Below are 24,142 nucleotides of genomic sequence, written 5' to 3' on the forward strand. Positions count from 1 at the left end.
CATGCCGATCCGTCTCGCGAGCTACAACATCCGCAAGGCCGTGGGGCTCGACTGGCGGCGCAAGCCGGATCGCATTCTGGCCGTCCTCGACGAGATCGCGCCCGATATCGTCGTCCTGCAGGAGGCCGACAAACGTCTTGGCGAGCGTCCTGCCGCCATTCCCCATGTCCTGATCGAGACTCACGGCGCCTGGCTGCCCCTCGATCCCGGTCCGGGTCCCTCGCTCGGCTGGCATGGGAATGCGATCCTTCTGCGTCAGGGCCTGAAGGGCGAGGTGATCGACCGCCTCACCCTGCCGGGACTGGAGCCGCGCGGAGCGCTGCTGGCACGTCTCGGCGGAGCCGGGCCGGACTTCCTGCTGGTGGCAGCGCATCTGGGGCTCGATCGCGCCTCGCGCCGGCGCCAGATCGCGGCCATCCTCCAGGCCGCCGGATCGACCGGCCTGCCGATGGTCATAGCGGGCGACCTCAACACGCCGCGCCCGGCCCGCCTGCTCAACGGCGAAGGACAGGATCTGACCGTGGTCACCCCGGGGCCCAGCTTTCATGCCTCCCAGCCCATGCTGGCGCTTGATCACATGCTGCTGGGTCGCGGCGTGCAGCTTGTGGGCTGCGGCGTGCATCAGTCGCCGCTGGCGCGCGTGGCCTCGGACCATCTGCCCATCTGGGCCGATCTGGAGCTGCCGGATCCGGCACTTGCAATTCCTTCTGAAAAGGAACGAATGTTCTGCCACTCAGGGGGATTATAATCCATTATGGAAAACGCCATCTGGGGGCGAGCCGAATATTCACCCGTTCCAAGGAGGCCCCCTTGATTCTCTCCCCATCCTCTTCCGCCCGGATCGCCGTCACCCATCCCGATCTTGCTGCACTGCTTCTGCGCGTGACGATGGGCGGGCTGTTCCTCGCCCATGCCTGGCTCAAGATCGCCGTCTTCACCCCCGCCGGCACGGCGGGCTACTTCACCTCGCTGGGGCTGCCCGGCATCCTGGCCTATCTGACCATCGCGGCCGAACTGCTCGGCGGGCTGGCGCTGATTGCAGGATTCCGGACGCGCGCCGTCTCGATCGCGCTACTGCCCGTGCTGATCGGCGCGGCCTGGTTCGGTCACGGTTCGGCGGGGTTCTTCTTCTCGAACGAGGGGGGCGGCTGGGAATACCCGGCCTTCTGGGCCGTCGCCCTGATCGTTCAGGCGCTGCTCGGCGGCGGAGCCTGGTCGCTCGATCGCCGCGCCGTCCACTGAATCCGCAAAGGGCAAAGGATCGCGCCATGTCAACCGCTTCCGCCCCGATCGAGATCGGCCGCGTCGCCCTGACAGTGAACGACCTCGCGGCTGTCCGGTCCTTCTACGAGAGGGCCATCGGCCTTGCGACCCTGTCGCAGGACGGCGCAGGCGCAACCCTCGGCGCGGGGGGCCGCGCACTGATCGAGCTGCGCGCAGATCCCCATGCCCGCCGTGCCGCGCCACAGGAGGCGGGTCTGTTCCACACGGCCTTCCTCCTGCCGTCACGGGCCGCACTGGGCCGCTGGCTGCGCCATGCCGTCACCGCCGGGCTGCGGATCGAGGGCGCCTCGGATCATCTGGTGAGCGAGGCGGTTTATCTCTCGGACCCCGAAGGCAACGGGATCGAGGTCTATGCCGACCGCCCACGCGACGTCTGGCCGCGCGCGAATGACAGGATCCGCATGGCGACCGAGCCGCTCGATGCCGATGCGGTGCTGCGGGCGGCGGATGGTCCCTGGACCGGGGCTCCCGACGGCACGGTGATCGGCCATGTCCATCTGCGCGTCGGCGATCTGGACAGGGCCGAATCCTTCTACGGCGGAATCCTCGGCTTCGATGTCACGACCCGTTATCCCGGTGCGGTCTTCCTGGGTGCGGGCGGCTATCATCACCATGTCGGTGCCAATGTCTGGGCCAGTCGCGGGGCCGGGCCGCGGGCCCTGCCCTCCACCGGTCTGGCCGAGCTGGAAATCCTTGCGGATGGCACGGCCCTGCCTGCGATCCTCGCTCGGACAGAAGGGGCCGACCGGCTTGCCGATCCCTGGGGCACGCCGGTCGCGCTCCGGGCCCGGCCCTGAACGGACGATGACCGGAGCCCGTCACGGGGCTCCGGCCCTTCGCCGCCTCAGCGCGCGGCGAGAAGCTCCGGGACGCTCAGCAGGATGAACTCGTTGTCGGCCGCCGCATCCAGCCTGCGGCCGCTGCTGAACGGCAGGTTGTTGTCGTTCGCGACAAGGACATGCGTCTCGTCCAGGCGCATGACATCCTCGATGGTGAAGAACGGAAAGGTGAAACGGCCGCTCAGGTCGCGTGCCGCATCGGTGGACAGACGCGCATGACCCTCCGGATCGGCGACATCCATCAGATCGACATGGCCGATGCGACGGACAAAGCCATCCGCATCGCGGCTTGCGGTATCGATCAGCACGATGCGCTTGAGCGCTGCCGGCAGGGGAAAGCAGTCCGGTCCGGGCGTGCCGCTGCATGGCAGGCTCGGGTCGCCTTCGCCGTTGTCGCGTTCGATCACCAGGGCGCGGGTTTCGTCGATGAAGTTGAAATCGCCGATGGCGGTCGCCCCTTCGGCAAGGCGGAAGTTGAAGGACTGACCCGTCCATTCCGCCTTGACCGGGTCGAAGGCCATGACACGCAGGAACTGTCCTTCGGGTTCGCCGGATCCGGTCAGGATCGGCTTCTCGAGCATGGCCCAGAGCAGACCGGTTCCGGGTTGCAGCGCCATCCCCTCGAAACCGCCGGAGCGGGGCACCTGCCAGTCGAGACCGGCCTGGGCCGTCGCGGTCAGGCGGGGGTGATCGGGGCTGCGCAGCTCGACGCCATCGGCAAGCGTGGGAAACACGCCCGTGACCACGCCATCCAGCCCGGCACGGATCAGATAGGGCCCGAACTCGTCACCGATCCAGATCTCGTCGCCGATGCGCTGGATGCTTTCGGGATCGAAATCGGCACCGGTCAGATAGCGGGATTCGGTCCCCTCATGGGCGATGCGGAAGGGGACGACGCGGTGAGGATCGCGCAGGAACACCGTCTCGCGCCGCTCCACACTGCCCGTGGCAAAGTCCGGCACGATACGGTGGAAGAACAGCAGGGCATCGGGGCTGTTGAGCTTGCTGCCGAAGCCGTTGTCGGTCAGCACATAGATGGAGCCGTCCTCGGCCCGGTTCATGGCAAGGCCGGACATGCCCTGGAAGGGCTGGCCGATGAAGGGCAGGCGGATGCCGGTCTCCCGCTGGCCATGAAGGGTGCCGGTATCGCCCATGACGCTCATGGGAGTGTCGTTGCGCAGCGGGCCGGTGAACTTGCCCGAGATCCAGGCATCGCGCGGGGCATCGGCCGGAGGCGCGATCAGGGTCAGGGCCGGGACCACGGCATGGCCCGCCAGTGTGGCGGGAAAGACCGCTTCGGCCACCACGGGGCGGGCGGACAGACCGGCTGCGAACAACAGGGCGGGGGCGAGGATTCGGCGCATGGAAGCCTCCTTCTGGAACCTGCGCCACGCGCTAGGGCGTCGTCATGACAGCGTTGCGACGGCGGTCGGACAGTTGCGCAACACCCCCGCCTGCACCCGAAGAGAGGGTCCCCGGGCAGGGGGCGGATCCGGGGCCGCCCCCGGAACCGGGCGTTCAGAACCGGTCGAGAGGAATCTTCAGATAGCGCTCTCCGTCCGCTTCGGGCTCGGGCAGGCGACCGCCGCGCAGATTGATCTGCAGCGCGGCCAGCATCCGGTCCGGCAGGGGGAGCGTGGCATCCCGCTCCTCGCGGCGCCGGACGAATTCCGCCTCTGTGACGCCGCCGCGCAGATGGATGTTGTAAGCCCGCTGTTCGGCCACCGTGCTTTCCCAGGCCGGGTCTTGGCGCATCTCGGTGCCGTAGTCGTGGCCGACGAAAAGCCGCGTGTCGTCGGGCAGATCGAGGATCGCCATCAGCGACCGGTAGAGATCATGAGCCGATCCGCCGGGAAAGTCGGCCCGTGCCGTCCCCGAATCGGGCTGCATGAAGGTGTCGTGGACGAAGGCCGCATCCCCCACGACATAGGTGACCGAGCCCAGCGTATGCCCCGGCGACAGCATCGTGCGGATGGTCAGATCGCCCAGCGCAAGCGTCTCTCCATCCGCCAGCAGCCGGTCGAAGTGCCGGCCGGGATCGAGCTGCTCCTCGGGCAGATTGTAGAGCCTGCGCCAGAGCGCGGCGATGTCGCGCACCTTCTCGCCGATGGCGATCGGGGCGCCCGTCCGCTCGCGCAGCCAGTCTGCCGCCATCAGGTGATCGGCATGGGGATGGGTATCGAGGATCAGCACCGGCTCCAGACCCTCCTGATCGAGCCGCCGCAGCATCCATTCCGCGCTCGCGGTCGAGACCCGGGCGGATCGGGGATCGAAATCGAGCACGACATCGATGAGGGCCGCCTTTCGCGTGCCCTCGTCCGCGACAAGATACTGGATGCTGCCCGTGTCGGGTTCATAGGCACCGATGATGCGGGGGCTGCCTTCCCCGCGCGAGGGGCTGATCCTGCAAAGCATCCGCTTCTCCGTTTTCCGTATCCGTTTCCCGCGCCGTTGCAGTCTGCCGTCAAGGCCGGGGGAGCGGTAGGCAAATACCCCTGCTGTCTGGCAGTTCCCGATTCAGGGGGCCGGTATTCAGGGGGCCGGTCGGCTGCTGTTGCCTCCGCGACAGAATGCCGCGTGTCGGAGGAATGGCGGCCATGAGGGGCTGGTACCGCCTCCCCGGCTCGAACGGGGGACCCCCAGATCCACAATCTGGTGCTCTAACCAACTGAGCTAAGGCGGCACTCGCGGGCGGTTTAGCCGCCGCTCCCCCCGGATGCAAGGGCCTTGCCGCCCCCTGTCGCGACAGGCTAGGCGAAGACAGTCCCCGCGCCGGAGGCCGTCATGGGCATCAACAAGCAGAGCGACATTTCGGCCAATCTCCAGATCGGCCCCACCACGCTGGGCATGGTCCGCATCTATATCGAGGCCGATGGGGGCATCGAACTGCCGCTGGACTTCGAGCCGGAGGAGGCGCTCGAGATCGCCGAGGAACTGCGCGCCGCGGCCGAGGCCGCCCGGGCCGGCGGCCGGCGGCCCCGCCGTCGCTAGGTCGCTAGGCCGAAGCGGCAGAAGGCGGCTCGAGTCCCAGCCCCGGGTCGCGCAGCGCCTGAAGCCGCAGCGCCGCATGGCGGGCAAAGCGCTGCACGAGACCCCTGCGCCGGGACGGGGGAAGCTTCGTCTCGGGTCCCATCCGCAGGATCGCCGCGTCATAGGGATCGGCGATGATCAGCCCCGTCCCCTCCGGAAGGATCTCGCGCGGGAATGCCTCGTCCACGGCCCAGAAGAAGCGGTCGCAGAAGGGCAGATAGCCCTGCCACTTCCGATCCGTCTGGAAATCCGCGCGCGAGGACTTGCATTCGATGATCCACAGTTCCCCGTGCGGGCCAAGCGCCATCACATCCACCCGCAACCCCGGCGCGGGGACCATTTCCTCGACAGTGGCGAAGTCATGGGCCAGCAGGTGCCGGCACACCCCGCGCGCCAGGAGCCGGCCGGGCCTGGGCGGGGCCGGAGGTTCGGCGAAGGGGGCGAGGGGCAGAGGCATCCGGGCATGATGGTCCCCCGCGAATCGGGGGTCAAGCCGCACCGACCCGATCCCCCCGGATCAGCGCCGCCACAGCCAGGCCTGGGAGGCGAAGACACCCTGCACCTTGGCCAGGGCCCGGTTGGCACGGCCCGGATGGGGAAGGCGCCCGGTGGCCAGCCGTTCGACGACGGCTTCCGCGGGACAGGGCCGTCCCGTGACCGGATCATGATAGCGCGGATAGGCGATGAGGGCGGCATGGGCCAGGGCGATCCGGTCCGGCCGGGCGGTCCGGCGGGCGGGCGCGCCAGCCCTGTCCTCGGTCAGGCCCCAGCCGGCATAGAAGGGCTGGCCGAGGCAGACGACCCGCCTGCCCCGCAGCAGAGCCTCGAATCCCATGGTCGATGTAAGGGTCCAGACCTCATCGGCCGCAGCCAGCGCCTCGGCCGCGCCGACCCGGTCCAGGATCGCATCGGCCCAGCGGCCTGCATCGGGCACGGCACCGGGGCGCAACCCTGCTTCGGTGTCCGGATGGGGCTTCCACAGGATGACCGCATCCGGATTGGCAGCTCGCACCGCCTCGAGCAGGGCGCGATTGGTGCGCAGCGTTCCGACCGCGCCGAGGCGGATCGAGGCATCGTCCTCCACCTGCCCGGGCACGAGGATGCGCCGCCTCCCCTCGGGCAGGGGCGGCAGGGGACCCGAGAGGTTGTACTTCGTCAGCCCCGCGGCAATCAGCCGCTCCAGCAGCCGTTCCGTCCGTTCCCTTTCGTCGGGGGCCAGACCGCGCGCCGCCTCGGCGACCAGCCGTTCGAAGCGGCTCTCGCGCGAGGGATCGTAGTAGATCCCCAGATCATCGAGCACAAGCGACAGCGGCGGGACCAATTCGGCCCCGAGCCCGCGCGAGCGCAGGAAGCCGTCCTCGACCCGCACGGCACCCGGGGGCGCCTCGCCCATGCCCCAGACCATCAGGCGCCGTCCATCCCGGGCGGCCCGATCCGCGGCCCTTTGCCCCTCGGCAAAGACCATGGGCCTTTCGCGCCCGAACACGGCCTGCAGGGGGCGGCGCTTCCACAGCCGCATGTTCGCGGCGACCCAGCCGCGGCGATCCTCGCGCCAGGCGCGGACCTCGGCCTCGAGGGCTGCGCAGGCGGTCTCCCAGTCGCAGAGGCGGTCGCCGAAGGGGTCATACCAATGCGGATAGAGCAGCATCGCCCCGGCAAAGAGCTGCACCCGCGTCAGGCGCCGTCCCCGCCGCGCCACCGGCATGCGATCCTCGGTCAGGCCCCAGCCGGCATAGAAGGGCTGCCCCCCAGACCACCGGCCTGTGACCAGCCAGGATCGCCTCGAATCCCATCTGCGAGGAGACCGTCCACACCGCCGCTGCCCCCTCGAGAAGGCGCCAGGGCGAGACAGGGGCCGTCATCAGCATCATCCCGGGCCCGAGATCCTCGTTCCCCAGATGTCCGGGCCGTTTGCCCAGCGCCGTCTCCGGATGAGTCTTCACGACGATCCGCATCCCCGGATGCGCGGCCCGTGCGGCCGCCAGCATCGCCAGGAAGGTTCCGCGATCCGCCCCGCAGGCCCGCAGCGAGGCATCACCCTGCGTCTGATCCACGACCAGGACATAGCCCGGCGGAGGCGGCGGGGCCTCGGGGTCATGGGCGTTGTATTTCGACAGATCCGAACGTCTCAGCCGCGCGATGCCCGCCCTTGCCCGGGCCAGCAGGGGCGACTCGTCCAGAGGATGGGTGCGCAGCAGCGTCTCCAGATCCGACGGCGTGCGACCGTCGAAATGCACGCCGGTCCGGTCGATCAGCAGGCCGATGGGCGGCCCGCCTCCGCCCCTGCCGGGCCGCACGGAACGCAGGAACGCATCCTCCACCCGCAACAGCGCGGCTCCCGTCCGGGCGGCGACGGCCTCGCCGCGCCAGGCCGTGGGCGAAAGACCCCAGACGCCGACCAGGCCCCCGGGAGGAGGCCGCCCCAGGCGCACGTCATAGCCGGCCAGATGCAGGATCCGGCGCAGGCGCGGCTGCCAGAGAAATCCGCCGTTGAAAACATGGAGGGGGCGTCTCTCCCCTCCCTCTGGCGCCGCGCCTCCTGCGGTCATGTTCCGGGCGTTGTCGCCGATTCGATGGAATCGAGCGTCCCCGTCAGGGCGGCGATGACGCGGCTGAACTGCACGAAGGGCGCCTCGGTGACATAGACGGTATCGCCGTCGCGGATGGCAAAGTCGCGGGCGAAGAACATCCCGTTCGGGCGGGTCAGGTCGAGCACATAGATCACGCGCTGCGTGCCGCGGATATCCGTCCGCCCCAGAAGGCGCTGGGCGATGGCTTCGGGTTCGTTGCGGAAGACGAAGACGCCCGTCGGATCCGCGGTGGTGGAGGACAGCCCGCCGACCTGCGCGATCGCCTCCAGCGCGCTGATCGACCGCCGCTCGAAGGGCACGAGGGTCTGGGTTCCGGTCGCCCCCAGCGCGGTGAAGGCGCGGCTGTCGGTCTCGACGATGATGCGGTCGCCGCCGCGCAGGGCGATATCGGCTGCCGGATTGTCATAGAGATCCTCGAACCAGATCGATCCCCGCGTGTTGCCCCGCACGACGGTGACCTCGGCGCTGTCGGTGGGGATCGTCGGCCCCCCTGCCCGCGCCAGGATCGCACTCAGCGTGCGGGTTGGCCGTTCGATGGGATAGACCCCCGGCGCGGCCACCGCCCCGGTGACCGAAACGGTCGCACCATCCCCGGCCAGGCGCGCGACCTGAACCTGCGGGTCCGGAGTCTGCTCGCCCAGGGCTTCGGTGATGGTGCGGCGGACCGCTTCGGGCGTGTTGCCGGCGGCGCGGATGCGGCCGGCATAGGGGACAAGATGAACCCGTTCCCATCGACCTGCACTTCCTCGAGGATGGTGGCATTCTGGCCGGTGGGGACCAGCAGCCCGTCATCCACATTCTCCCAGATCGTCAGGGCCAGGGTGTCGCCGGGCTGGATCGTGTCCGGGCCGAGCAGACCGGCATTCCGGAAGGATTCGGAGAAGCCCAGCGCCGGCGAGACCGATGCGATCGCATTGACCCGGTCATCGACCACCAGCACGAAGGCATCCCCTTCGCGCATCACGGAACCGGAGAAGATCTCGCTCTTGTTGGGGCCGGAGCGCGGCAGCCCGCAGGCCGCGAGAAGGGCCAGCGCGGCCAGCGCGGGCATGCGCAAGGTGAAGCGCCACGAATGTGTCACTGTCCCGGTCTCCTCGACCTGCTGTCACTGCCTCGGATGGCCGCCTCCGCCGGGCGGACCTTTTGAAGGGGAGCCTAGCCTGTCGGGCCCTGCGAATCTATCCGGCATGTCGGCAACGGCCCTTGCGCTGTGTCCGGCATGCCGCGGGGTCGTGTCCCGGAGGTCTTGTCCCGGCCGGTTCCGGCGATTCCCGGACGCCGGGTGTTGCACGAATCGGGCCAGGAGCGCGCGTTGCACCTACCAATTGTTAACACTTTTCCGGGAAAAGGCCCTCATCGCCGCATGTCGCGGCAGGACAGGACAGGAGGTGGAAAGCAGAGGAACAGATGCAAGGGAAGATACCGGCGCCTTCCTCAGGGCCGGGGTCGGGTCGGTGCCGGAAGGACCGGGATCCTAGCGCACGACCCGCAGGGGTTGGCGCGGCGCCGCCTGGCCGAGCCGCAGCGCATCATAGGGATCGACATCCGACAGCATCATGTCCACGACCTGCCTCAGCACTGCCCGGCGGCCTTGGGCGGAATAGAACCCGCCGGGAATCTGCGAGGTTTCGAGCAGGAAGCGCCGGTAGTCGCGATAGGCGCGTCCGTCGGGCCGTGCGGGCTGAGCGAAGAAGGTCTCGAGCGGCTGGGTCGAGACGAATTCGGGCTTGGCATAGACGGCGCGCCCGAAGACCTTGAGCGGGATGCCCCGCCAGAGCACCTGCTGGGCCGCCGTACTGTTGACGGTGACGGCTGTGCGCGCATGGTCCAGCAGCCGGGCGAGCTTGCCGCCGGCGACATAGTGGACCCGCGCGCCCACGCCCCGTTCCCGCGCCATCTGGCGGATCAGCCGGCGCAGGGGGGATCGGCCGTTTTCCAGCGGGTGGGCCTTGAAGACGAGGTGGTGATGCCGCGGCGCACCGCGGGCAAAGCCGTCGAGCACGACCTCGAGGAAGTCCTGCTGCCGGGCAAAGGGGCCATGGGCGCGGAAGCTGGCATCATGTTCGAGCTGGAGAAGGACCAGATGATAGGGAAATCCGCCCCGGCGGATGCGGGCCACGGCCCAGATCCGGTCCAGCCAGACAAGGGGCATCAGCAACAGCCGCCGGGTATAGAGCCAGGCTTCGCGGGCGACGGACAGTTCGCGATGGGTGCGGAAGCGGCGGAAGCCGCCATTCATGAAGAGGACGAACCAGTGATAGAGGGCGCCGTAGAAGACATGCTGTCGCAGATCGCCCCAGCGGGCGGGGGGTTCTGGCACATCCATGTCCGACATCCCGAGGGCGCGGCTCATCTCGGCCAGGGTCAGGTCCATGAGGCGCGAATGGCCGTTGCTTCCGCCGCGCTCATAGGTGACCCAGAAAGGTCTCAGATAGCCTTCCTCGAAGACATGGATGGTCAGGCCCCGCCGGCGCGCCTCGGCCACGGCCTGGGCATGGATGGGGCGCGTATCGCCATAAAGCACGATATCCGTGATGCCATGCTCCTCGACGAGGGCGGCGAAGCTGGCGGGCCAGTCCTCCGGCGCGCCGCGGAAGGGCAGGAAGCCCGGGGCCCCGAACCAGAAGGCACGGTCTCCGGCATTGAAGCCGACGCGCCAGACCTGTGCACCGGCCTCGCGGAGCATCCGCCCGAGCTGCCGGAAGAAGGGCCCGTGCGGCCCTTGCAGGAACAGGAATCTGCGCTCTGTCCTCATCGCGTCCTCGCACCCTGCTCCGATCCTAATCCCGCAATGGTCATGCATTAAGATCGGAGCTGGCCCGTTTCGTGAACGATTTGCGGCGATTGCGACAGATGCGGCAACAGTCTAAGCCCGGCCGGACAGGAGGACCATCCGATGTTCACCGGCATCGTCACCGATCAGGGCGAAATTCTGAACACATGGCAGGAGGGCGATCTGCGGGTTCGTCTGGGCACGGGCTATGATCCGGCGACGATCGACATCGGGGCCTCGATCGCCTGCGACGGGGTCTGCCTGACCGTGATTGCCCGCGGGACGGATCCCCGCCCCTGGTTCGAGGTTCAGATCAGCGCCGAGACGCTCTCCCGCACGACGCTGTCCGAATGGTCGGCCGGCCGACGCGTCAATCTGGAACGCTCCCTGCGCGTTGGCGACGAGCTGGGGGGGCATATCGTCTCGGGCCATGTGGACGGCATCGCCGAGGTGACGGCCGTCCGGCCGGAGGGCGATTCGCTCCGCGTCACGCTGCGCGCGCCCGATCATCTCGCCCGCTTCATCGCCGAGAAGGGGTCGGTCGCGCTCGACGGCACCTCGCTGACGGTGAACGAGGTGGACGGAACCAGCTTCGGCATCAATCTCATCCCGCATACCCGGGCGGTGACGACCTGGGGCACGGTGCGCAAGGGCCGTCGCGTCAATCTCGAGGTGGACATGATGGCCCGCTATGTCGCGAGGTTGCGCGACTGGAGCTGACCTCCGGCATCGGTCACAACCGGGCCCCCTCGCTCGAGGAGGGGCAGTCCTGGCGCCGGCCTTGCTGGCGCCGTGACCGGACGGATCTGCTGCCGACGCATTTCCGGTGGAGGTCATGCGCCTGCGTGCCGCACGGGGCGCCGGACGGGGTCTGTCCTGCCGCACCCATGCCGGCCTCCGTGTCGCGACGGGCTGCGATGTCATCGCCCTGCTCTTCTCGACCAATGCCCTGCGCCTCCTGCGGCCAACCGACCGGGTTCCGCAGGAGCGCCAGCGCCGTGAAGGGGGCTGATCGCCTCGCGCTCTGCCAGCCGTCCCATCATCTCCCCGGCCGCCAGGTTGCCCTGCCGGCCGGGCACCCTACCCTATGCCGAGGCACAACGACCCCGGACGGCATGGAAGAGACTCTCGAACCCCTCCGCCTGATGCAGGATCAGGTCCTTGCCTTCGGGCGCTCCTTCTTCGCCTGGCTGCCCAATCTGGCCTTCGCCGCGCTGGTGATCCTGATCGTCTGGCTGGCGGCGCGGATTCTCGGCCGGGCGGTGGTGCGTCTGTTGCAGATGCGCTCGGCGCGCCCCTCGCTTCAGCTCGCGATGCAGACCCTGGTCCGGTCGGCGGTATGGCTTCTGGGTCTGCTGATCACGGCGGTCATCCTGTTTCCCGGCCTCACGCCGACCCGGGCCCTGGCCGGCCTCGGCATCGGCTCGCTGGCTGTGGGTCTCGCCTTCCAGGACATCTTCGAGAACTATCTGGCCGGCCTGCTCATCCTGTTGCGCAAGCCCATGCGCATCGGCGACGATATCGAATGCGGGGATGTGGCAGGCCGGGTGGAGGTGATCACGATCCGCGACAGCCATATCCGCTGCCGCTCGGGCGAACTGATCCTGGTCCCGAATTCCTATCTCTACAAGAATCCCGTGCGTGTGCTGACGGATCGCGGCCGCCGGCGCATCGAACTGGCCGTGGGTGTCGCCTATGATACCGATCTCGACCACGCGCGCGAGGTGATCCGGGGGGTTCTTGCGGATCTCGGCACGGTGGACCGCATCCCGGAACCCGAGGTGTATGTCACGGCCTTCGGCGAATCCTCCATCGACTTCGTGGTGCGGTGGTGGACAGGCTCCGCCCCGCCGGATGAGCTGCGCTCTCGCGATGAGGTGACAACTGCCATCAAGCGCGCGTTGGACGAGGCGGGGATCGAGATCCCCTTCCCCTACCGGACCCTGACCTTCAGGGATCCGCTTCGCCTGCAAGGGGTGGAGGGCGGTTCAGGACCGGGCAAGGAACCCGCTGGCGCGTGACCCCTGCCCTCCTGCGACCTCCGGCCGGGATCCTGCACCCTTCCCATCCTGCCGGCGCTCCGCTAGGACGCCGCCGACAGGAGCCCTGCCCCATGACCCTTGCCTACGACAATCCCGGCCCCGTGGAGCGCGACTGGTCCGATGCCATCTCGCCCATCGAGGACATCATCGAAGACGCCCGCAACGGACGCATGGTCATCCTTGTCGATCATGAGGATCGCGAGAACGAGGGCGACATCTTCATCCCGGCGCAGATGGCAACGCCGGAGAAGATCAACTTCATGGCCACGCATTGCCGGGGTCTGATCTGCCTGGCGCTCACGGGGGAGCGGGTGGACCAGCTCGGCCTGCCGCTGATGGCCTCCCAGAACTCATCGCGCCACGAGACGGCCTTCACGGTCAGCATCGAGGCGCGCGAGGGAATCTCGACCGGCATCTCCGCCCATGACCGGGCTCGCACGATCGCGGTGGCCATCGATGCCAGCCGCGGACCGCAGGACATCGCCACGCCCGGCCATGTGTTCCCCCTGCGGGCACGCGACGGCGGCGTCCTGGTCCGTGCCGGCCATACCGAGGCCGCCGTGGACATCGCCCGTCTGGCAGGACTCAACCCCTCGGGCGTGATCTGCGAGATCATGAACGAAGACGGGACGATGGCCCGCCTGCCCGAGCTGGTCGCCTTCGCCCAGAAGCATGGGCTGAAGGTCGGGACCATTTCCGATCTGATCGCCTATCGGCGGCGCCACGACAATCTTGTCCGGCTCACATCCGAACGGATCGTGACGGCCGAAGTGGGCGGCGAATGGACGCTGCGCATCTATACCGACGAAACCCAGGGGGCCGAACACATCGCCCTCGTCAAGGGCGATCTGTCGGGCGGGGATCCGGTGCTCGTGCGGATGCATGCCCTGGATCCGCTGCTCGATGTGGTGGGCCTCGGTCCCGCGGGCCGCGCCTCCGAATTCCGCGATGCCATGCGCGTCATCGCCGAGGAGGGGCGCGGCGTGCTCGTCCTGCTGCGCGACCTGCAGATGAAGCTCGATCCGGGCGGCGCCGGCGTCTCTCCCCAGACACTGCGCCAGTATGGCCTCGGAGCACAGATCCTGTCCTCGCTGGGACTTTCGCGCATCGTCCTGCTGACCAACCATGCCAAACCGCGCGTGATCGGACTTGAGGCCTACGGGCTCGAGATCATCGGGACGCGCCGGATCACGGAGGGCTGAGACATGGCCGGATCCTCGACGCAAAGCCTGGCCCGCGCCGATCTGGGCGAGGCACCCGCCCGGGTACTGATCGTCTGTGCACCCTATTACCGGGACATCGCCGATCTGCTGCTGGCCGGCGCGCGGGCCGAGATCGAGGCCTGGGGCGCCACACATGAGACAGTCGAGGTGCCCGGCGCTCTCGAGATCCCGCCCGCCGTCGCCCTTGCCGCGCGGCTGGGCGATCATCATGCCTTCGTGGCCCTGGGCTGTGTCATCCGGGGCGAGACGACGCATTACCAGACCGTGGTCGAGGAATCGGCCCGCGGCCTCACCCTGCTCGGTCTTCAGGGGCACTGCATCGGCAATGCCATCCTGACCGTAGAGAACGAGGAGCAGGCCCTTGTCCGGGCCGATCCCGCCCGGGGCAACAAGGGCGCGGATGCCGCGGCTGCAGCGCTCCATCTGCTGGCCTTCTCCCGCCGGCTGACGCGCCAGGAAAAGGGGGTCGGCTTCCTCGGCCGTCTTGGGGGCGCAGCATGATGGATCCCGTCAAGCGCCGCCAGGCCTCTGCCGCGCGCCTCCATGCGGTGCAGGCCCTCTTCCAGATGGAGGCAGCCGGTGTGGCCGCGGATCACGTCCTGCGCGAATTCGAGACATATCGCTTCGGAGAGGTTCTGGACGGTCTCGAACTGGCCGAAGGCGATGTCGATCTGTTCCGCCGCATCGTCCTCGAGGCCGTGAACCACCAGGCGCGCATCGATCAGATGACGGATCGTGCGCTGGTGGTCAGATGGCGCATCGAGCGTCTGGATGCCACTCTCCGCGCCCTCTTCCGCGCCGCCGGGGCGGAACTCGTCGCCCTCGACACGCCCCCCAAGGTGATCATCTCGCAGTATCTCGATGTGGCAGAGGCCTTCTATCCGGATCTGCACTCTCCCGATGATCCTGATGCCCCACCCCTGCGCAACCGGGAAAAGGCCTTCGTCAACGCGGTCCTCGACCATATGGCACGGGAGGCACGACCCGAGGCCTTTGCGCGCTCTCGCGCACGAAATTAATCACATCTTCATCTCTGGGTGGCATGCTGGCGGCGTTCGGCCTTCATCCGGGCGTCTGCGTCAGTGTGATCGATGTCTTCGTTCCTGATTCTGCTTGCGGCAAGCATGCCCCTGATCCACGCCCTTGCGGGGTTGCGCGCGGCTGTCATCCGCGCGCGGATCGAACGGAGCGGCGTTAGGGGTCGTGACGCCGCCCTGCATGGGCGGGGATGGCGGGAACCACGGCAACCGTGTGGGTGATCGTTTCCCGAGGACCTGTGTGTACAGGTGGGCACCAGGTAACCGGGCCACGACCCGGCCAGAGCCAGCTCCCTCGGAGTCGGTATAGGCCACTGGAAGCGAACCCGATCACGAGAGGCGCAGAACCCGCCGGGAGAAGACCTAGGCGTCCCGCGGGACCGCTTCAAGGGTTTTCGTGCCTGTCGTCCTCACGACCTGCAGACGGGATCTCGCCGGAGGGGCGCTCGGCCTCCTCGTCCACGGCGCTGCCGGGCAGGCGATAGTCCCCCCGCAGCCACCTTGCGAGATCCACATCGGCACAGCGGGCCGAGCAGAAAGGCCGATAGCGCTGCACGGCGGGCCTGCCGCAGATGGGACAGCTCATGATCCCGCCTCCAGCAGCCTGGCAAGAGGCACCCTCTCGCGCTTTCTCGACAGCTCGAACAGGCCCATCGCCGTCCAGCCGAACAGGCTCGTCTCGACCGGATCATTGCGGAAGGAATCCTTCAGCGACTGTTCGATCTGCCGCCTGTGGGCCTTGGACATCGAGACGAAGTCCACGACGATCTGACCCCCGAGGCCCCGCAGGCGAAGCTGCCGCGGCAGGGCCCGCGCTGCGGCGAGATTGGCCTTGAGGGCCGCCGCGGGCGAGCTGTCGCCCCGCGTGTTGACATCGACGGCCACCAGGGCCTGCGTTGCCTCGACCACCAGGCCGGCCTCGCCCAGATCAACATCGGGCCGCCGCAACGCTTCGATCTGCTCGGTCACGCCTTCGCGGTCGAAACCGCCGGGCGCTGTCACCACCGTCGGGGCGGACCATTCCCGCCAGGCGAGTCGATGCGGCCCATCCCCATCGGCCAGGAATTCGGGCTCGCTTCCGCGGTCCGCCATGACCTTTGCAGCCAGATCGCGCATCGCGGCGATGTCCTCGGCAATGTCGTCCTCTGCGGCCCCCTCGCAGGCGGAACGGAGGATGAGCCCATGCGGCCCCTTCATCACCCGCTCCGCAAGGGCCAGCAGGCGCGCCCGCTCCTCTTCGCTCCGGATCTGGCGCGAGACATTGAGACCCGGTGCCCCCGGCGTGACGATGGCATAGCGTGACTTGAACAGGATACGGTCCGTCACGGGGATGGCCTTGCCGCCCTCTGCGGCGCCCGTCACCTGCACGAGGAGTCTCTCCCCCGCCTTCAGCCCCGTCGCGTGGCGCAGCCAGGCGGTTTCGCCGCCGGGCAGGCGCAGGATCATGCCCCCCTGCCCCTTCATCCCCCTGTCGCAGACGGCGCGATAGATGCTTCCGGGGCGGGGCGCCTCGGGATCGTCGATCAGCAGATCGTCAAGCCGCCCATCCACAAGCAGGGCAGCGGCTTCGCGTCCATGCCAGTGGTCGAGGACGATGGTCCGTCCTTTCATGACCCCCTCCGATAGCCCGCCGCCCTCAGCAGTCCGATCGTCTCGGCCAGCGGCAGGCCGACAACCCCGGTGAAGGAGCCGTTGATCCAGGGGATCATGGCTCCGAACGGTCCCTGGATCGCATAGGAGCCGGCCTTGCCGCGCCAGTCTCCGGTCGCCAGATAGGTGGCGATCTCCTCTCCGGTCAGGGGCTTGACCTGCACCGTCGTGGTGACCGTCCGCTCCCAGACCCGACCGCTGCGTCCCACCGTCACGGCCGTGACCACGCGGTGCCGCCGCCCGGACAACAGGCGCAGCATCCTGCCGGCCTCCTCCTCATCCGCGGGTTTTCCCAGGATGCGACGGCCGAGCGCCACCGTGGTATCGGCACAGAGCGCGATCTCCCTTTCGCCGGGGGCGACGGCCTCGAGCTTCTCTCGCGCGATCCGGCGCACATAGTCGCGCGGCGACTCGGCCTTGCGGGGGCTTTCGTCGATCTCGGGCGGGCGCACGGCATCCGGAACGATCCCGGCCTGCGCCAGCAGGTCGAGCCGTCGCGGGCTTGCGGACCCGAGCACCAGGCGCAGGCCGGGGTCGGGTGGCAGGGGGGTCACGTCACTTGAAGCGGTAGTTGATTCGCCCCTTGGTCAGGTCATAGGGGGTCATCTCGACCTGCACCCTGTCGCCCGCAAGGACGCGGATGCGGTTCTTCCGCATCTTGCCTGCCGTATGTGCGATGATCTCATGGCCGTTCTCCAGCTCGACCCGGAACGTCGCATTCGGCAGGAGCTCCTTCACGACCCCAGGGAATTCGAGCAGTTCTTCCTTGGCCATGTGCTCTCCGAATAGCAGTGGGCCGCGTCGCACGGCCCCGTTGTTATGTGGCGGGACAGGCGGAGATTTTCAAGGGGATTCTCGATCACGCCCGACCGGGGGGATGGAGATCCTGTCCGGAAGGGGATTCTCGGGGGGGCCGAAGCGGTCCAGCAGGCGGGCGATGATCTGGTCGCGGGTCTGGCGATAATAGGTCAGCTTCTCTTCGCGCGTCTCGCCAAGCCCCGAAGGATCCAGGACAGGCCAGTATTCCACCGTCAGCGCGTGGTGGCGTGTCAGATCGAGCGCGCGATGATGGCTGGCCGGGGACAAGGCCAGGACGAGATCGAAGGAGGCCAGATCATCCCCCCATCCCTTCATCTGATCGAAGCTGCGCACGCGGTGACGTGCCAGCTCCACGCCCAGTTCATGGCAGACCGCGACGGCAAAGCCGTCGATCTCCCGATCGTTCTTGACACCCGCCGACTGGACATAGGCGCGGGTGCCGTAAAGGCGCTTCATCAGGGCTTCGGCCATGGGCGATCGCACGGAATTGTGATCGCAGCAGAACAGGACCGATCCCGGAAAGGCTGGGGTGATTCCTTCCCGTCCCGGCACCCGTCATTCTCCCCATTGCAGGACGCAGACCAGCGTGAACAGCCGCCGGGCCGTATCCTGGTCCATCTCGACCTTGCCTTCGAGGCGCTCCTGCAGGATGCGGGCGCCCTCGTTGTGGATTCCCCGACGGGCCATGTCGATCGTCTCGATCTGGCTGGGCGGAAGGCGGCGGATCGCATCGTAATAGCTTTCGCAGATGCGGAAATAGTCCTTCACCACCTGGCGGAACGGCCCGAGGGAGAGATGGATCTCGCCCGCCGGCTGGCCCTCTGCGCTGTGGATCGCCAGCACCAGCCGCCTGTCGCGCAGCCCGAGCGAGAGCCGCCATGGTCCCTGTGCAGCCCCCCCGTCGCGCGGGACCAGGCGGAACCGGTTGTCCTCCAGAAGATCGAGGATGGCGACGCGTCGTTCCTGCTCGATATCGGGGGTTGGAGGAACGCGCCCCCCGTCGTCGATGTCGATGGCGATGATCCGGTCCGTCATGCGGGAGCATCAAGGTTCAGGGCATCGAGCCGTGCCCGCACGCTCAGCCCGTGGGCATCGAGCCGCTCGGCCCTGGCCAGATGCTCGGCCGCGGGGCCCAGGCGTGCCATGGCATCCGGGGTCAGGCGGGTCACCGTCGTGCGCTTCAGGAAGGGCATCACCGACAGACCGGAGGAGAAGCGGGCCGTCCGCGCCGTGGGCAGGACATGATTCGGCCCGGCCACATAGTCTCCGATGGCTTCGGGCGTCCAGGGGCCGAGGAACATTGCCCCCGCATGACTGATCCGCGCGGCCAGGGCCTCGGGCTCCGCGACCAGAAGCTCCAGATGCTCGGGTGCGATCCGGTCGGCGAGCTGCGCGGCCTCGCCCAGGCTGCGCGTGACGATCACCGCCCCGAAATCGCGCCAGGCGGCAGCGGCGATGTCCCGGCGCGGCAGCCCCGGCAGCTTCAGCTCCACCGTCGCAGCCACCGCCCGTCCGAAGGCGGGATCGTCGGTCAGCAGGATCGCCTGTGCGGTCGGGTCATGCTCGGCCTGACTGAGCAGATCGAGCGCAACCCAGCCCGGTTCGTTGTGGCGGTCGGCAATGACAAGGATCTCGGACGGGCCGGCGATCATGTCGATGCCGACATGGCCAAAGACCCGTCGCTTGGCGGCGGCGACCCAGGCATTGCCCGGCCCCGTGATGACATCGACGGGCGCCAGACTTTCGGTGCCATAGGCCAGTGCGGCGATGGCCTGGGCCCCGCCGATGCGCCAGATCTCGTCCACTCCGGCGATCCGGCAGGCCAGCATCACGAGCGGGTTGAGCACCCCGCCGGGGGCCGGAACCGTCACCACAAGGCGCCCCACCCCCGCCACCTTGGCCGGGATTGCGTTCATCAGGACAGAGGACGGATAGGCCGCCGTCCCGCCGGGAACATACAGACCGGCCGCGGCCACGGGACGCCAGCGCCAGCCCAGCGTGACGCCGGCCTCGTCCTCCCACAGGGCATCGTCGGGCATCTGCCGATCATGATAGGCCCGGATGCGTTCGGCGGCGAGCGTCAGCGCCTTGCGTTCTGCCTCGGGGACGCGGGCGGCCAGGGCGTCGATCTCGGCATCCGGCACGCGCAATGTGTGCGATGTCAGCGTCACCCGGTCGAAACGGGCTGTCAGATCGATCAGCGCCCGGTCGCCGCGCGCGCGGACATCGGCGATGATATCCGCCACGGCCGCATCCACATCCTCGTCCACCTCGCGCTTGCGCGCCAGAAAGGCGCGGAAAGCCGCCTCGAATCCCGGATCGGTGGTGGACAGGAACTGGGGCATGGCAGGCTTCCTTCCGCGCCGGACCTTTTCCCTCCCCCCTTAACCCGCTGCGCAACGGGCCGGAAGGGCAGCGATCAGTCGGGATGCGATGGCGCCCGGCGCGACGGCGCCAGATAGGGCCGCGTCACATCGGTCAGCGTGACCTCCAGCGCCTCGGCTTCGACCGCTACGGTCCCGTCCCCGGCCAGCGTCAGGATCACGCGCCCCGGCCCTTCCGGCGCACCTTCCCAGGACAGGGCGAGCAGCGACAGCACGAGATCCCGATCCCCGCGGTCGAAGCCCTGACTGCGCACGGCCGTCGCCCCCTCGATCACGAGCATGGATCGCACCCTCTCGGGCGTGCGGGTGCCGTTCTCCCAGCGGAAGCGGTTGATCAGCGCCGCAAACCGCCTGCGCCCCCGCATCCAGGCCATGTCTGCGCCTGTCAGCACCGCATCCTGCACGAGAGCCGAAATCACCCTCAGATCCTCGCCGTCCAGCGCGCGGAGCCGCAGCGGCCCCTCCTCCGCATCGGCGAAGCGCGCATCCCCCCCGTCGCTCACGCCGTCACCCTCTCGATATCCGCGCCCACGGCGCGCAACTTCTCCTCGACATGCTCATAGCCGCGGTCCAGGTGATAGACCCGGCTCACAACCGTTTCCCCCTCTGCCGCAAGTCCTGCGAGAATCAGCGAAACCGAGGCGCGCAGATCGGTAGCCATCACGGGGGCGCCGCGGAGCCTCTCGACCCCCGTCACGCGGGCGGTTCCGCCATGCACCTCGATGCGCGCGCCCATCCGCATGAGCTCGGGGGCATGCATGAAGCGGTTCTCGAAGATGCGCTCCTCGAGGATGCTGACCCCATCGGCCGTGCAGAGCATGGCCATCATCTGCGCCTGCAGATCGGTCGGAAAGCCGGGGAAGGGTTCGGTGACGACATCCACCGCGCGCGGGCGCTGTCCGTTCGCGCGGCGCGTGCGGATGCCCTTCTCGGTCTCCTCGACCTCGATTCCGGCGGCCTGAAGCTTTTCTGCGAAGGCCCCGACCAGATCGATCCGGCCGCCCAGACATTCCACCTCGCCCCCGGTCAGCGCGGGCGCCAGCATGTAGGTGCCCAGCTCGATCCGGTCCACGACGACGGAATGGGTCGCCCCGCCGAGCCGGTCCACTCCCTCGACCGTGATGGTGGAGGTTCCCGCCCCCTCGATCCGCGCCCCCATGCGCGACAGGCACAGGGCCAGATCCACGATCTCCGGCTCGCGCGCGGCGTTCTCGATGACGGTGGTCCCCTTGGCGAGCGTTGCGGCCATCAGCAGGTTCTCGGTCGCGCCCACACTGGCAAAGCGCAGCGGCACGCGCGTTCCGCGAAGCCCCCTTGGCGCCTTCGCATGCAGGTATCCGTCGCGCAGATCGATCTCTGCGCCCAGTGCGGTCAGCGCATCGATATGGATGTCCATGGGTCGCGCCCCGATCGCACAACCGCCAGGCAGCGAGACGACGGCATGTCCCTCCCGCGCCAGAAGGGGACCGAGAACGAGATTGGAGGCCCGCATCTTGCGCACGATGTCATAGTCCGCCCGCGTCGATGTCAGCCCGTGCGAGGACAGGGCCAGCACCTTGCCCCCGGCCAGGGACGAGACCTCGACGCCGAGGGATTGCAGCAGCTGCGTCATCGTCCTGATATCCGACAGCCGCGGGGCGTTGGTCAGCGTCAGCGGCTCCTCGCTCAGCAGCGTCGCCGGCATCAGCGCGAGGCAGGCATTCTTGGCTCCGGCTATGGGAATCTGACCCTTCAGCTCGGCGCCGCCGCGGATGCGGATCGAATCCATCGCTCAGTTCCCTCTGTCAGCGGCCCAACCCGTGCCGACTGCCTTCCTGTCCGTCCCCTCGTCCGTGCCGTCCTCCGAGGCCGGCTCGTGGGTCTGCTCGCGCGCGGAGGCCTTGCGGCGCGCGATATTGGCCTTCAGCGCAGCCTTCAGCCGCGCCTCGCGCGTCATGCCGTTCCGGTTCCCGCTGCCTTGCCGCTTGCCCGTCATCCCCGCCCTCTTAGTGCGCGTCCCCGCCTGCGTCCAGCAGCTGCCCGGCCCTACCGGAGCCCCGCCTGTCGAATCCCCCTTGCGCCCGCCGCGATCCCGGTTAGAACCCGCGCCCGACGCTGCCGAAGCTCAGTGGTAGAGCACTCCCTTGGTAAGGGAGAGGTCGAGAGTTCAATCCTCTCCGGCAGCACCATCTGGCACGGTTCCCGTCCCCCTGCTCCTCCACCCCGGCCGCCGGTCTCGCCTGCCTCCTGCGGCCGTCTTCGGGCGGGGAAAACCCGCGTCTCCGGCCGGGTCGCCGCCGCCCGTGCAGCCGGACTTGACGCCGCCTGCCCCGCGCCGTAACTGAAACTTCGTCATTTCCAGTAATATGGAAATATTGACGCGGCCCCCGGCCGGCACCCGAGGAGACGATCATGACGGACAGCGCTGTCGATCCCGGCGGGCTGGGTGTGTTCGAACGCTGGCTGTCGCTCTGGGTGGCCGGAGCCATCGGGGCCGGCCTTGTCCTGGGCATGGTGGCGCCCGGCCTTGTGGCGGCGCTTGCCGGAATGGAGCTGGCCTCGGTCAATCTGCCGGTTGCCGTGCTGATCTGGGCCATGATCTATCCGATGATGGTCGGCGTGGATTTTGGCGCAGTGCGTCGCGTCCGCGACGAACCGCGGGGCCTGCTGCTCACGCTGGTGATCAACTGGCTGATCAAGCCCTTCACCATGGCGGCGCTGGCGATCCTCTTCTTCGAGCATCTCTTTGTCGGCCTGATCACGCCCGAAGATGCCCGCGCCTATGTCGCCGGCGCGATCCTTCTGGGTGCCGCACCCTGCACGGCGATGGTCTTCGTCTGGTCGAACCTGACCCGCGGGGATCCGACCTATACCCTCGTGCAGGTGGGTGTGAACGACATCATCATGATCTTCGCCTTTGCGCCGATTGTCGCACTTCTGCTGGGCGTGACCGGCATCGTCGTGCCATGGGGCACGCTGCTCCTGTCCGTGCTGCTCTACATCGTCCTTCCGCTCGGCGTCGGTGTCCTGACCCGCCACCGGATCGAGGCCCGCGGCGGCGCGGCGGCCGTCGAGGCCTTCCGGAACCGGATCAAGCCCTTCGCCATGGCGGCGCTGCTGCTCACGGTGATGCTGCTGTTCGGCTTTCAGGCCCGGACGATCCTCGCCGATCCCGTCGTGATCCTGCTCATCGCCATCCCGCTGCTGGTCCAGACCTATGGCATCTTCGCGCTGGCCTATGGCGCCGCACGAATCCTGCGCGTGCCCTTCGACATCGCCGCCCCCTGCGCGATGATCGGCACATCGAACTTCTTCGAACTGGCAGTGGCAGTGGCGATCGGCCTGTTCGGTCTGGGTTCGGGAGCAGCACTGGCCACGGTCGTGGGCGTCCTGGTCGAGGTGCCGGTGATGCTCTCGCTCGTGGCCTTCGCCAACCGCACCCGCCACTGGTTCCCGGCTGCCCGCTGCCGCTGAGACCGTTGCCGGGCAGAAGGGTCGCGCCCTGCCGGTGCCCACCTTGACCGATGGCGAGGCTCAGGCCGCGACGCGCAGACAGAGGGGCACATAGACCCCTTCGTCCACCATCTCCTCGAGCCAGCGGTCGAAGTCGAATCCCGGCACGCGGGCGCGAAGGAAGAACTGCCGGGCATCGTCGGGGCTGATCGTCCCGCAATCCATTGCCTCGACGACACGGGCCAAGGCGTCGGCCATGGCCTCCCGTTCGCGCGGTCCACGGCCGTCGCCATGGACGGCCAGAAGGCGATCCTTCAGATCCTCGATATGCGCTTTGCTGCGCGGGTTGTGGAGTTGCAGCCGCTCGATCATCAGCCCCTCCCCGCTGGTGATCGCCCCTCTTGCGATCAGGCTCGAATATAGGACCAGAAGGGGAATCGGACAATGGAAAGGATGACGCAGCGTCCGCCTGTGGGACCCGCCCCCCCTGTCAGGGGCGGTGCATCACAGCCTGCCGCGCCACCGGAACCAGGCCCAGGATGCTGCGGCCGACAGCACCATCAGCCCCAGCAAGAGGGGATCGCTGAACCGCCATCCCAGCTCTGGCATGACATCGAAGTTCATTTCGTGGATCGTGCCGATCAGCGTCGGCGGCAGGAACAGCACCGCCACGACCGAAACGATCCGCCCGGCCAGGAAATCCGCATGCACCTCGCGCGCCTGGATGTCGCGCAGCAGAGACTTGACAGGGGCCCGAAGCCCGTTGCCGTGCTCGCGCTCGGCGGTCCATACGCTCCAGACCGACAGCATCCGTTCCAGGGTCAGCAGGCCCAGCCGGACGCGCCCGAGCCGTTCGCCGATCTGTCCGGTGCTGCACAGGGCCTCGCCCAGGATGTCGGACCCGGGCGAGTCGGGAGAGCTGGCATGGATGGCCCCATGCTTCCGTCGATCTTGCGGCCCGCGCCTTCCCGATGATCGGCAAGGCATGCCACGATCTCTGCGACAAGTCCCAGGAACAGCCGGGGCGGCGTATCGCAT

27 protein-coding genes, 2 tRNA genes, 1 other RNA gene and 2 pseudogenes are annotated in these 24,142 nt (G+C 68.3%); 12 read left to right on the forward strand and 20 right to left on the reverse strand.

Going from position 1 to position 24,142, the window contains the following annotated elements; genetic code table 11:
* The first annotated feature begins 1 nt into the window (after position 1).
* The 3 genes from RUTHE_RS04670 (at position 2) to RUTHE_RS04680 (ending at position 2,081) form a co-directional block, all read left to right on the forward strand.
* Positions 2–748: an endonuclease/exonuclease/phosphatase family protein gene (locus tag RUTHE_RS04670; RefSeq protein ID WP_021097147.1), complete on the forward strand. Its 747-nt coding sequence runs from the start codon at positions 2–4 to the stop codon at positions 746–748.
* A 62-nt stretch (positions 749–810) separates the two neighbouring features.
* Entirely contained in the window at positions 811–1,242 is a 432-nt protein-coding gene (locus tag RUTHE_RS04675; protein WP_021097148.1) for a DoxX family protein, read from the forward strand.
* A gap of 26 nt (positions 1,243–1,268) precedes the next feature.
* A complete protein-coding gene (locus tag RUTHE_RS04680; protein ID WP_021097149.1) occupies positions 1,269–2,081 on the forward strand; it encodes a VOC family protein in 813 nt (270 codons plus the stop codon).
* A gap of 47 nt (positions 2,082–2,128) precedes the next feature.
* On the opposite strand, the gene RUTHE_RS04685 is transcribed toward RUTHE_RS04680, so the two are convergent.
* From RUTHE_RS04685 to RUTHE_RS04695, 3 genes are all read right to left on the reverse strand, one after another.
* Positions 2,129–3,487: an esterase-like activity of phytase family protein gene (locus RUTHE_RS04685; protein WP_021097150.1), complete on the reverse strand. Its 1,359-nt coding sequence runs from the start codon at positions 3,485–3,487 to the stop codon at positions 2,129–2,131.
* 154 nt (positions 3,488–3,641) lie between these two features.
* Positions 3,642–4,538 carry an MBL fold metallo-hydrolase gene (locus RUTHE_RS04690; RefSeq protein WP_021097151.1) on the reverse strand — a complete coding sequence of 299 codons (897 nt, stop codon included), beginning with the start codon at positions 4,536–4,538 and terminating at the stop codon, positions 3,642–3,644.
* A gap of 191 nt (positions 4,539–4,729) precedes the next feature.
* Positions 4,730–4,806 (reverse strand) — tRNA-His (locus RUTHE_RS04695).
* 101 nt (positions 4,807–4,907) lie between these two features.
* On the opposite strand from RUTHE_RS04695, the gene RUTHE_RS04700 reads away from it, so the two are divergent.
* Positions 4,908–5,114, forward strand: coding sequence for a DUF6324 family protein (locus tag RUTHE_RS04700; protein ID WP_021097152.1), 207 nt, complete (start codon positions 4,908–4,910; stop codon positions 5,112–5,114).
* 4 nt (positions 5,115–5,118) lie between these two features.
* Here the strand turns inward: RUTHE_RS04700 and RUTHE_RS04705 are convergent, their stop codons facing one another.
* The 4 genes and pseudogenes from RUTHE_RS04705 to RUTHE_RS04720 form a co-directional block, all read right to left on the reverse strand.
* Positions 5,119–5,610 (reverse strand): MmcB family DNA repair protein, encoded by a 492-nt coding sequence (locus tag RUTHE_RS04705; RefSeq protein WP_051150409.1) that lies wholly within the window; start codon positions 5,608–5,610, stop codon positions 5,119–5,121.
* A gap of 60 nt (positions 5,611–5,670) precedes the next feature.
* Positions 5,671–7,702, reverse strand: a pseudogene (locus RUTHE_RS04710) (capsular polysaccharide biosynthesis protein).
* Positions 7,699–8,795, reverse strand: a pseudogene (locus RUTHE_RS04715) (polysaccharide biosynthesis/export family protein). The pseudogenes RUTHE_RS04710 and RUTHE_RS04715 overlap by 4 nt, the downstream one beginning before the upstream one ends.
* 423 nt (positions 8,796–9,218) lie before the next feature.
* A complete protein-coding gene (locus RUTHE_RS04720; RefSeq protein ID WP_021097158.1) occupies positions 9,219–10,499 on the reverse strand; it encodes a capsule biosynthesis protein in 1,281 nt (426 codons plus the stop codon).
* A gap of 141 nt (positions 10,500–10,640) precedes the next feature.
* On the opposite strand from RUTHE_RS04720, the gene RUTHE_RS04725 reads away from it, so the two are divergent.
* The 6 genes from RUTHE_RS04725 to RUTHE_RS04750 all read left to right on the forward strand — a co-directional run bounded on the left by RUTHE_RS04725 (position 10,641) and on the right by RUTHE_RS04750 (position 14,801).
* The gene (locus RUTHE_RS04725; protein WP_021097159.1) at positions 10,641–11,237 is read left to right on the forward strand and encodes a riboflavin synthase; all 597 of its coding nucleotides are present in this window, start codon (positions 10,641–10,643) and stop codon (positions 11,235–11,237) included.
* A 115-nt stretch (positions 11,238–11,352) separates the two neighbouring features.
* Positions 11,353–11,529, forward strand: a complete 177-nt coding sequence (locus RUTHE_RS16625) for a hypothetical protein (protein WP_021097160.1) — start codon at positions 11,353–11,355, stop codon at positions 11,527–11,529.
* A gap of 103 nt (positions 11,530–11,632) precedes the next feature.
* Positions 11,633–12,538, forward strand: a complete 906-nt coding sequence (locus RUTHE_RS04735; protein WP_040644989.1) for a mechanosensitive ion channel family protein — start codon at positions 11,633–11,635, stop codon at positions 12,536–12,538.
* A gap of 92 nt (positions 12,539–12,630) precedes the next feature.
* A complete protein-coding gene (ribB, locus tag RUTHE_RS04740) occupies positions 12,631–13,761 on the forward strand; it encodes a 3,4-dihydroxy-2-butanone-4-phosphate synthase (RefSeq protein ID WP_021097162.1) in 1,131 nt (376 codons plus the stop codon).
* Positions 13,762–13,764: 3 nt separating this feature from the next.
* Positions 13,765–14,283, forward strand: a complete 519-nt coding sequence (locus tag RUTHE_RS04745) for a 6,7-dimethyl-8-ribityllumazine synthase (protein WP_021097163.1) — start codon at positions 13,765–13,767, stop codon at positions 14,281–14,283.
* On the forward strand, positions 14,283–14,801 hold the full coding sequence (locus tag RUTHE_RS04750) for a transcription antitermination protein NusB (protein WP_144079634.1): 519 nt from the start codon (positions 14,283–14,285) through the stop codon (positions 14,799–14,801). The genes RUTHE_RS04745 and RUTHE_RS04750 overlap by 1 nt, the downstream gene beginning before the upstream one ends.
* Positions 14,802–15,013: 212 nt before the next feature.
* Here RUTHE_RS04750 and ssrS read toward each other — a convergent pair.
* From ssrS to RUTHE_RS04800, 11 genes are all read right to left on the reverse strand, one after another.
* Positions 15,014–15,170, reverse strand: a non-coding RNA gene (gene ssrS / locus RUTHE_RS15920) — 6S RNA.
* A 34-nt stretch (positions 15,171–15,204) separates the two neighbouring features.
* Entirely contained in the window at positions 15,205–15,405 is a 201-nt protein-coding gene (locus RUTHE_RS04755) for a DNA gyrase inhibitor YacG (RefSeq protein ID WP_021097165.1), read from the reverse strand.
* Positions 15,402–16,430: a ribonuclease E/G gene (locus RUTHE_RS04760; RefSeq protein WP_021097166.1), complete on the reverse strand. Its 1,029-nt coding sequence runs from the start codon at positions 16,428–16,430 to the stop codon at positions 15,402–15,404. The genes RUTHE_RS04755 and RUTHE_RS04760 overlap by 4 nt, the downstream gene beginning before the upstream one ends.
* Positions 16,427–17,023: a Maf family protein gene (locus RUTHE_RS04765; protein ID WP_021097167.1), complete on the reverse strand. Its 597-nt coding sequence runs from the start codon at positions 17,021–17,023 to the stop codon at positions 16,427–16,429. Before RUTHE_RS04765 ends, RUTHE_RS04760 begins: the two co-directional genes overlap by 4 nt.
* Position 17,024: 1 nt before the next feature.
* Complete coding sequence (gene infA / locus RUTHE_RS04770; RefSeq protein WP_021097168.1) at positions 17,025–17,243, reverse strand: translation initiation factor IF-1; 219 nt, start codon at positions 17,241–17,243, stop codon at positions 17,025–17,027.
* Between the two features lie 69 nt (positions 17,244–17,312).
* Positions 17,313–17,822: an arsenate-mycothiol transferase ArsC gene (locus RUTHE_RS04775; RefSeq protein WP_051150411.1), complete on the reverse strand. Its 510-nt coding sequence runs from the start codon at positions 17,820–17,822 to the stop codon at positions 17,313–17,315.
* 21 nt (positions 17,823–17,843) lie between these two features.
* Entirely contained in the window at positions 17,844–18,323 is a 480-nt protein-coding gene (locus RUTHE_RS04780; RefSeq protein ID WP_021097170.1) for a UPF0262 family protein, read from the reverse strand.
* The gene (gene hisD / locus RUTHE_RS04785) at positions 18,320–19,633 is read right to left on the reverse strand and encodes a histidinol dehydrogenase (protein ID WP_021097171.1); all 1,314 of its coding nucleotides are present in this window, start codon (positions 19,631–19,633) and stop codon (positions 18,320–18,322) included. The genes RUTHE_RS04780 and hisD overlap by 4 nt, the downstream gene beginning before the upstream one ends.
* Before the next feature lie 74 nt (positions 19,634–19,707).
* Positions 19,708–20,175, reverse strand: a complete 468-nt coding sequence (locus RUTHE_RS04790) for a DUF2948 family protein (RefSeq protein WP_021097172.1) — start codon at positions 20,173–20,175, stop codon at positions 19,708–19,710.
* A complete protein-coding gene (gene murA, locus RUTHE_RS04795) occupies positions 20,172–21,440 on the reverse strand; it encodes a UDP-N-acetylglucosamine 1-carboxyvinyltransferase (RefSeq protein WP_021097173.1) in 1,269 nt (422 codons plus the stop codon). The genes RUTHE_RS04790 and murA overlap by 4 nt, the downstream gene beginning before the upstream one ends.
* Positions 21,441–21,443: 3 nt before the next feature.
* Positions 21,444–21,647 carry a hypothetical protein gene (locus RUTHE_RS04800; RefSeq protein WP_021097174.1) on the reverse strand — a complete coding sequence of 68 codons (204 nt, stop codon included), beginning with the start codon at positions 21,645–21,647 and terminating at the stop codon, positions 21,444–21,446.
* Between the two features lie 118 nt (positions 21,648–21,765).
* Here RUTHE_RS04800 and RUTHE_RS04805 point away from each other — a divergent pair.
* Positions 21,766–21,840: transfer RNA gene (locus tag RUTHE_RS04805), tRNA-Thr, on the forward strand.
* A gap of 223 nt (positions 21,841–22,063) precedes the next feature.
* On the forward strand, positions 22,064–23,125 hold the full coding sequence (arsB, locus tag RUTHE_RS04810; protein ID WP_021097175.1) for an ACR3 family arsenite efflux transporter: 1,062 nt from the start codon (positions 22,064–22,066) through the stop codon (positions 23,123–23,125).
* Between the two features lie 60 nt (positions 23,126–23,185).
* On the opposite strand, the gene RUTHE_RS04815 is transcribed toward arsB, so the two are convergent.
* The gene (locus tag RUTHE_RS04815) at positions 23,186–23,476 is read right to left on the reverse strand and encodes a hypothetical protein (RefSeq protein WP_021097176.1); all 291 of its coding nucleotides are present in this window, start codon (positions 23,474–23,476) and stop codon (positions 23,186–23,188) included.
* Positions 23,477–23,608: 132 nt separating this feature from the next.
* On the reverse strand, positions 23,609–24,091 hold the full coding sequence (locus RUTHE_RS15335) for a CorA family divalent cation transporter (RefSeq protein ID WP_021097177.1): 483 nt from the start codon (positions 24,089–24,091) through the stop codon (positions 23,609–23,611).
* Between the last annotated feature and the right edge of the window lie 51 nt (positions 24,092–24,142).

Source organism: Rubellimicrobium thermophilum DSM 16684 (genome assembly GCF_000442315.1).
GTDB classification, from domain to species: domain Bacteria; phylum Pseudomonadota; class Alphaproteobacteria; order Rhodobacterales; family Rhodobacteraceae; genus Rubellimicrobium; species Rubellimicrobium thermophilum.

Coding starts and splice junctions, on each gene's coding strand:
- RUTHE_RS04670 (WP_021097147.1), top strand. CDS start 2: ATGCCGATCCGTCTCGCGAGCTACAACATCCGCAAGGCCGTGGGGCTC.
- RUTHE_RS04680 (WP_021097149.1), top strand. CDS start 1,269: ATGTCAACCGCTTCCGCCCCGATCGAGATCGGCCGCGTCGCCCTGACA.
- RUTHE_RS04685 (WP_021097150.1), bottom strand. CDS start 3,487: ATGCGCCGAATCCTCGCCCCCGCCCTGTTGTTCGCAGCCGGTCTGTCC.
- RUTHE_RS04690 (WP_021097151.1), bottom strand. CDS start 4,538: ATGCTTTGCAGGATCAGCCCCTCGCGCGGGGAAGGCAGCCCCCGCATC.
- RUTHE_RS04700 (WP_021097152.1), top strand. CDS start 4,908: ATGGGCATCAACAAGCAGAGCGACATTTCGGCCAATCTCCAGATCGGC.
- RUTHE_RS04705 (WP_051150409.1), bottom strand. CDS start 5,610: ATGCCTCTGCCCCTCGCCCCCTTCGCCGAACCTCCGGCCCCGCCCAGG.
- RUTHE_RS04720 (WP_021097158.1), bottom strand. CDS start 10,499: ATGAGGACAGAGCGCAGATTCCTGTTCCTGCAAGGGCCGCACGGGCCC.
- RUTHE_RS04725 (WP_021097159.1), top strand. CDS start 10,641: ATGTTCACCGGCATCGTCACCGATCAGGGCGAAATTCTGAACACATGG.
- RUTHE_RS16625 (WP_021097160.1), top strand. CDS start 11,353: ATGCGCCTGCGTGCCGCACGGGGCGCCGGACGGGGTCTGTCCTGCCGC.
- RUTHE_RS04735 (WP_040644989.1), top strand. CDS start 11,633: ATGGAAGAGACTCTCGAACCCCTCCGCCTGATGCAGGATCAGGTCCTT.
- ribB (WP_021097162.1), top strand. CDS start 12,631: ATGACCCTTGCCTACGACAATCCCGGCCCCGTGGAGCGCGACTGGTCC.
- RUTHE_RS04745 (WP_021097163.1), top strand. CDS start 13,765: ATGGCCGGATCCTCGACGCAAAGCCTGGCCCGCGCCGATCTGGGCGAG.
- RUTHE_RS04750 (WP_144079634.1), top strand. CDS start 14,283: ATGGATCCCGTCAAGCGCCGCCAGGCCTCTGCCGCGCGCCTCCATGCG.
- RUTHE_RS04755 (WP_021097165.1), bottom strand. CDS start 15,405: ATGAGCTGTCCCATCTGCGGCAGGCCCGCCGTGCAGCGCTATCGGCCT.
- RUTHE_RS04760 (WP_021097166.1), bottom strand. CDS start 16,430: ATGAAAGGACGGACCATCGTCCTCGACCACTGGCATGGACGCGAAGCC.
- infA (WP_021097168.1), bottom strand. CDS start 17,243: ATGGCCAAGGAAGAACTGCTCGAATTCCCTGGGGTCGTGAAGGAGCTC.
- RUTHE_RS04780 (WP_021097170.1), bottom strand. CDS start 18,323: ATGACGGACCGGATCATCGCCATCGACATCGACGACGGGGGGCGCGTT.
- hisD (WP_021097171.1), bottom strand. CDS start 19,633: ATGCCCCAGTTCCTGTCCACCACCGATCCGGGATTCGAGGCGGCTTTC.
- murA (WP_021097173.1), bottom strand. CDS start 21,440: ATGGATTCGATCCGCATCCGCGGCGGCGCCGAGCTGAAGGGTCAGATT.
- RUTHE_RS04800 (WP_021097174.1), bottom strand. CDS start 21,647: ATGACGGGCAAGCGGCAAGGCAGCGGGAACCGGAACGGCATGACGCGC.
- arsB (WP_021097175.1), top strand. CDS start 22,064: ATGACGGACAGCGCTGTCGATCCCGGCGGGCTGGGTGTGTTCGAACGC.
- RUTHE_RS04815 (WP_021097176.1), bottom strand. CDS start 23,476: ATGATCGAGCGGCTGCAACTCCACAACCCGCGCAGCAAAGCGCATATC.
- RUTHE_RS15335 (WP_021097177.1), bottom strand. CDS start 24,091: ATGCCTTGCCGATCATCGGGAAGGCGCGGGCCGCAAGATCGACGGAAG.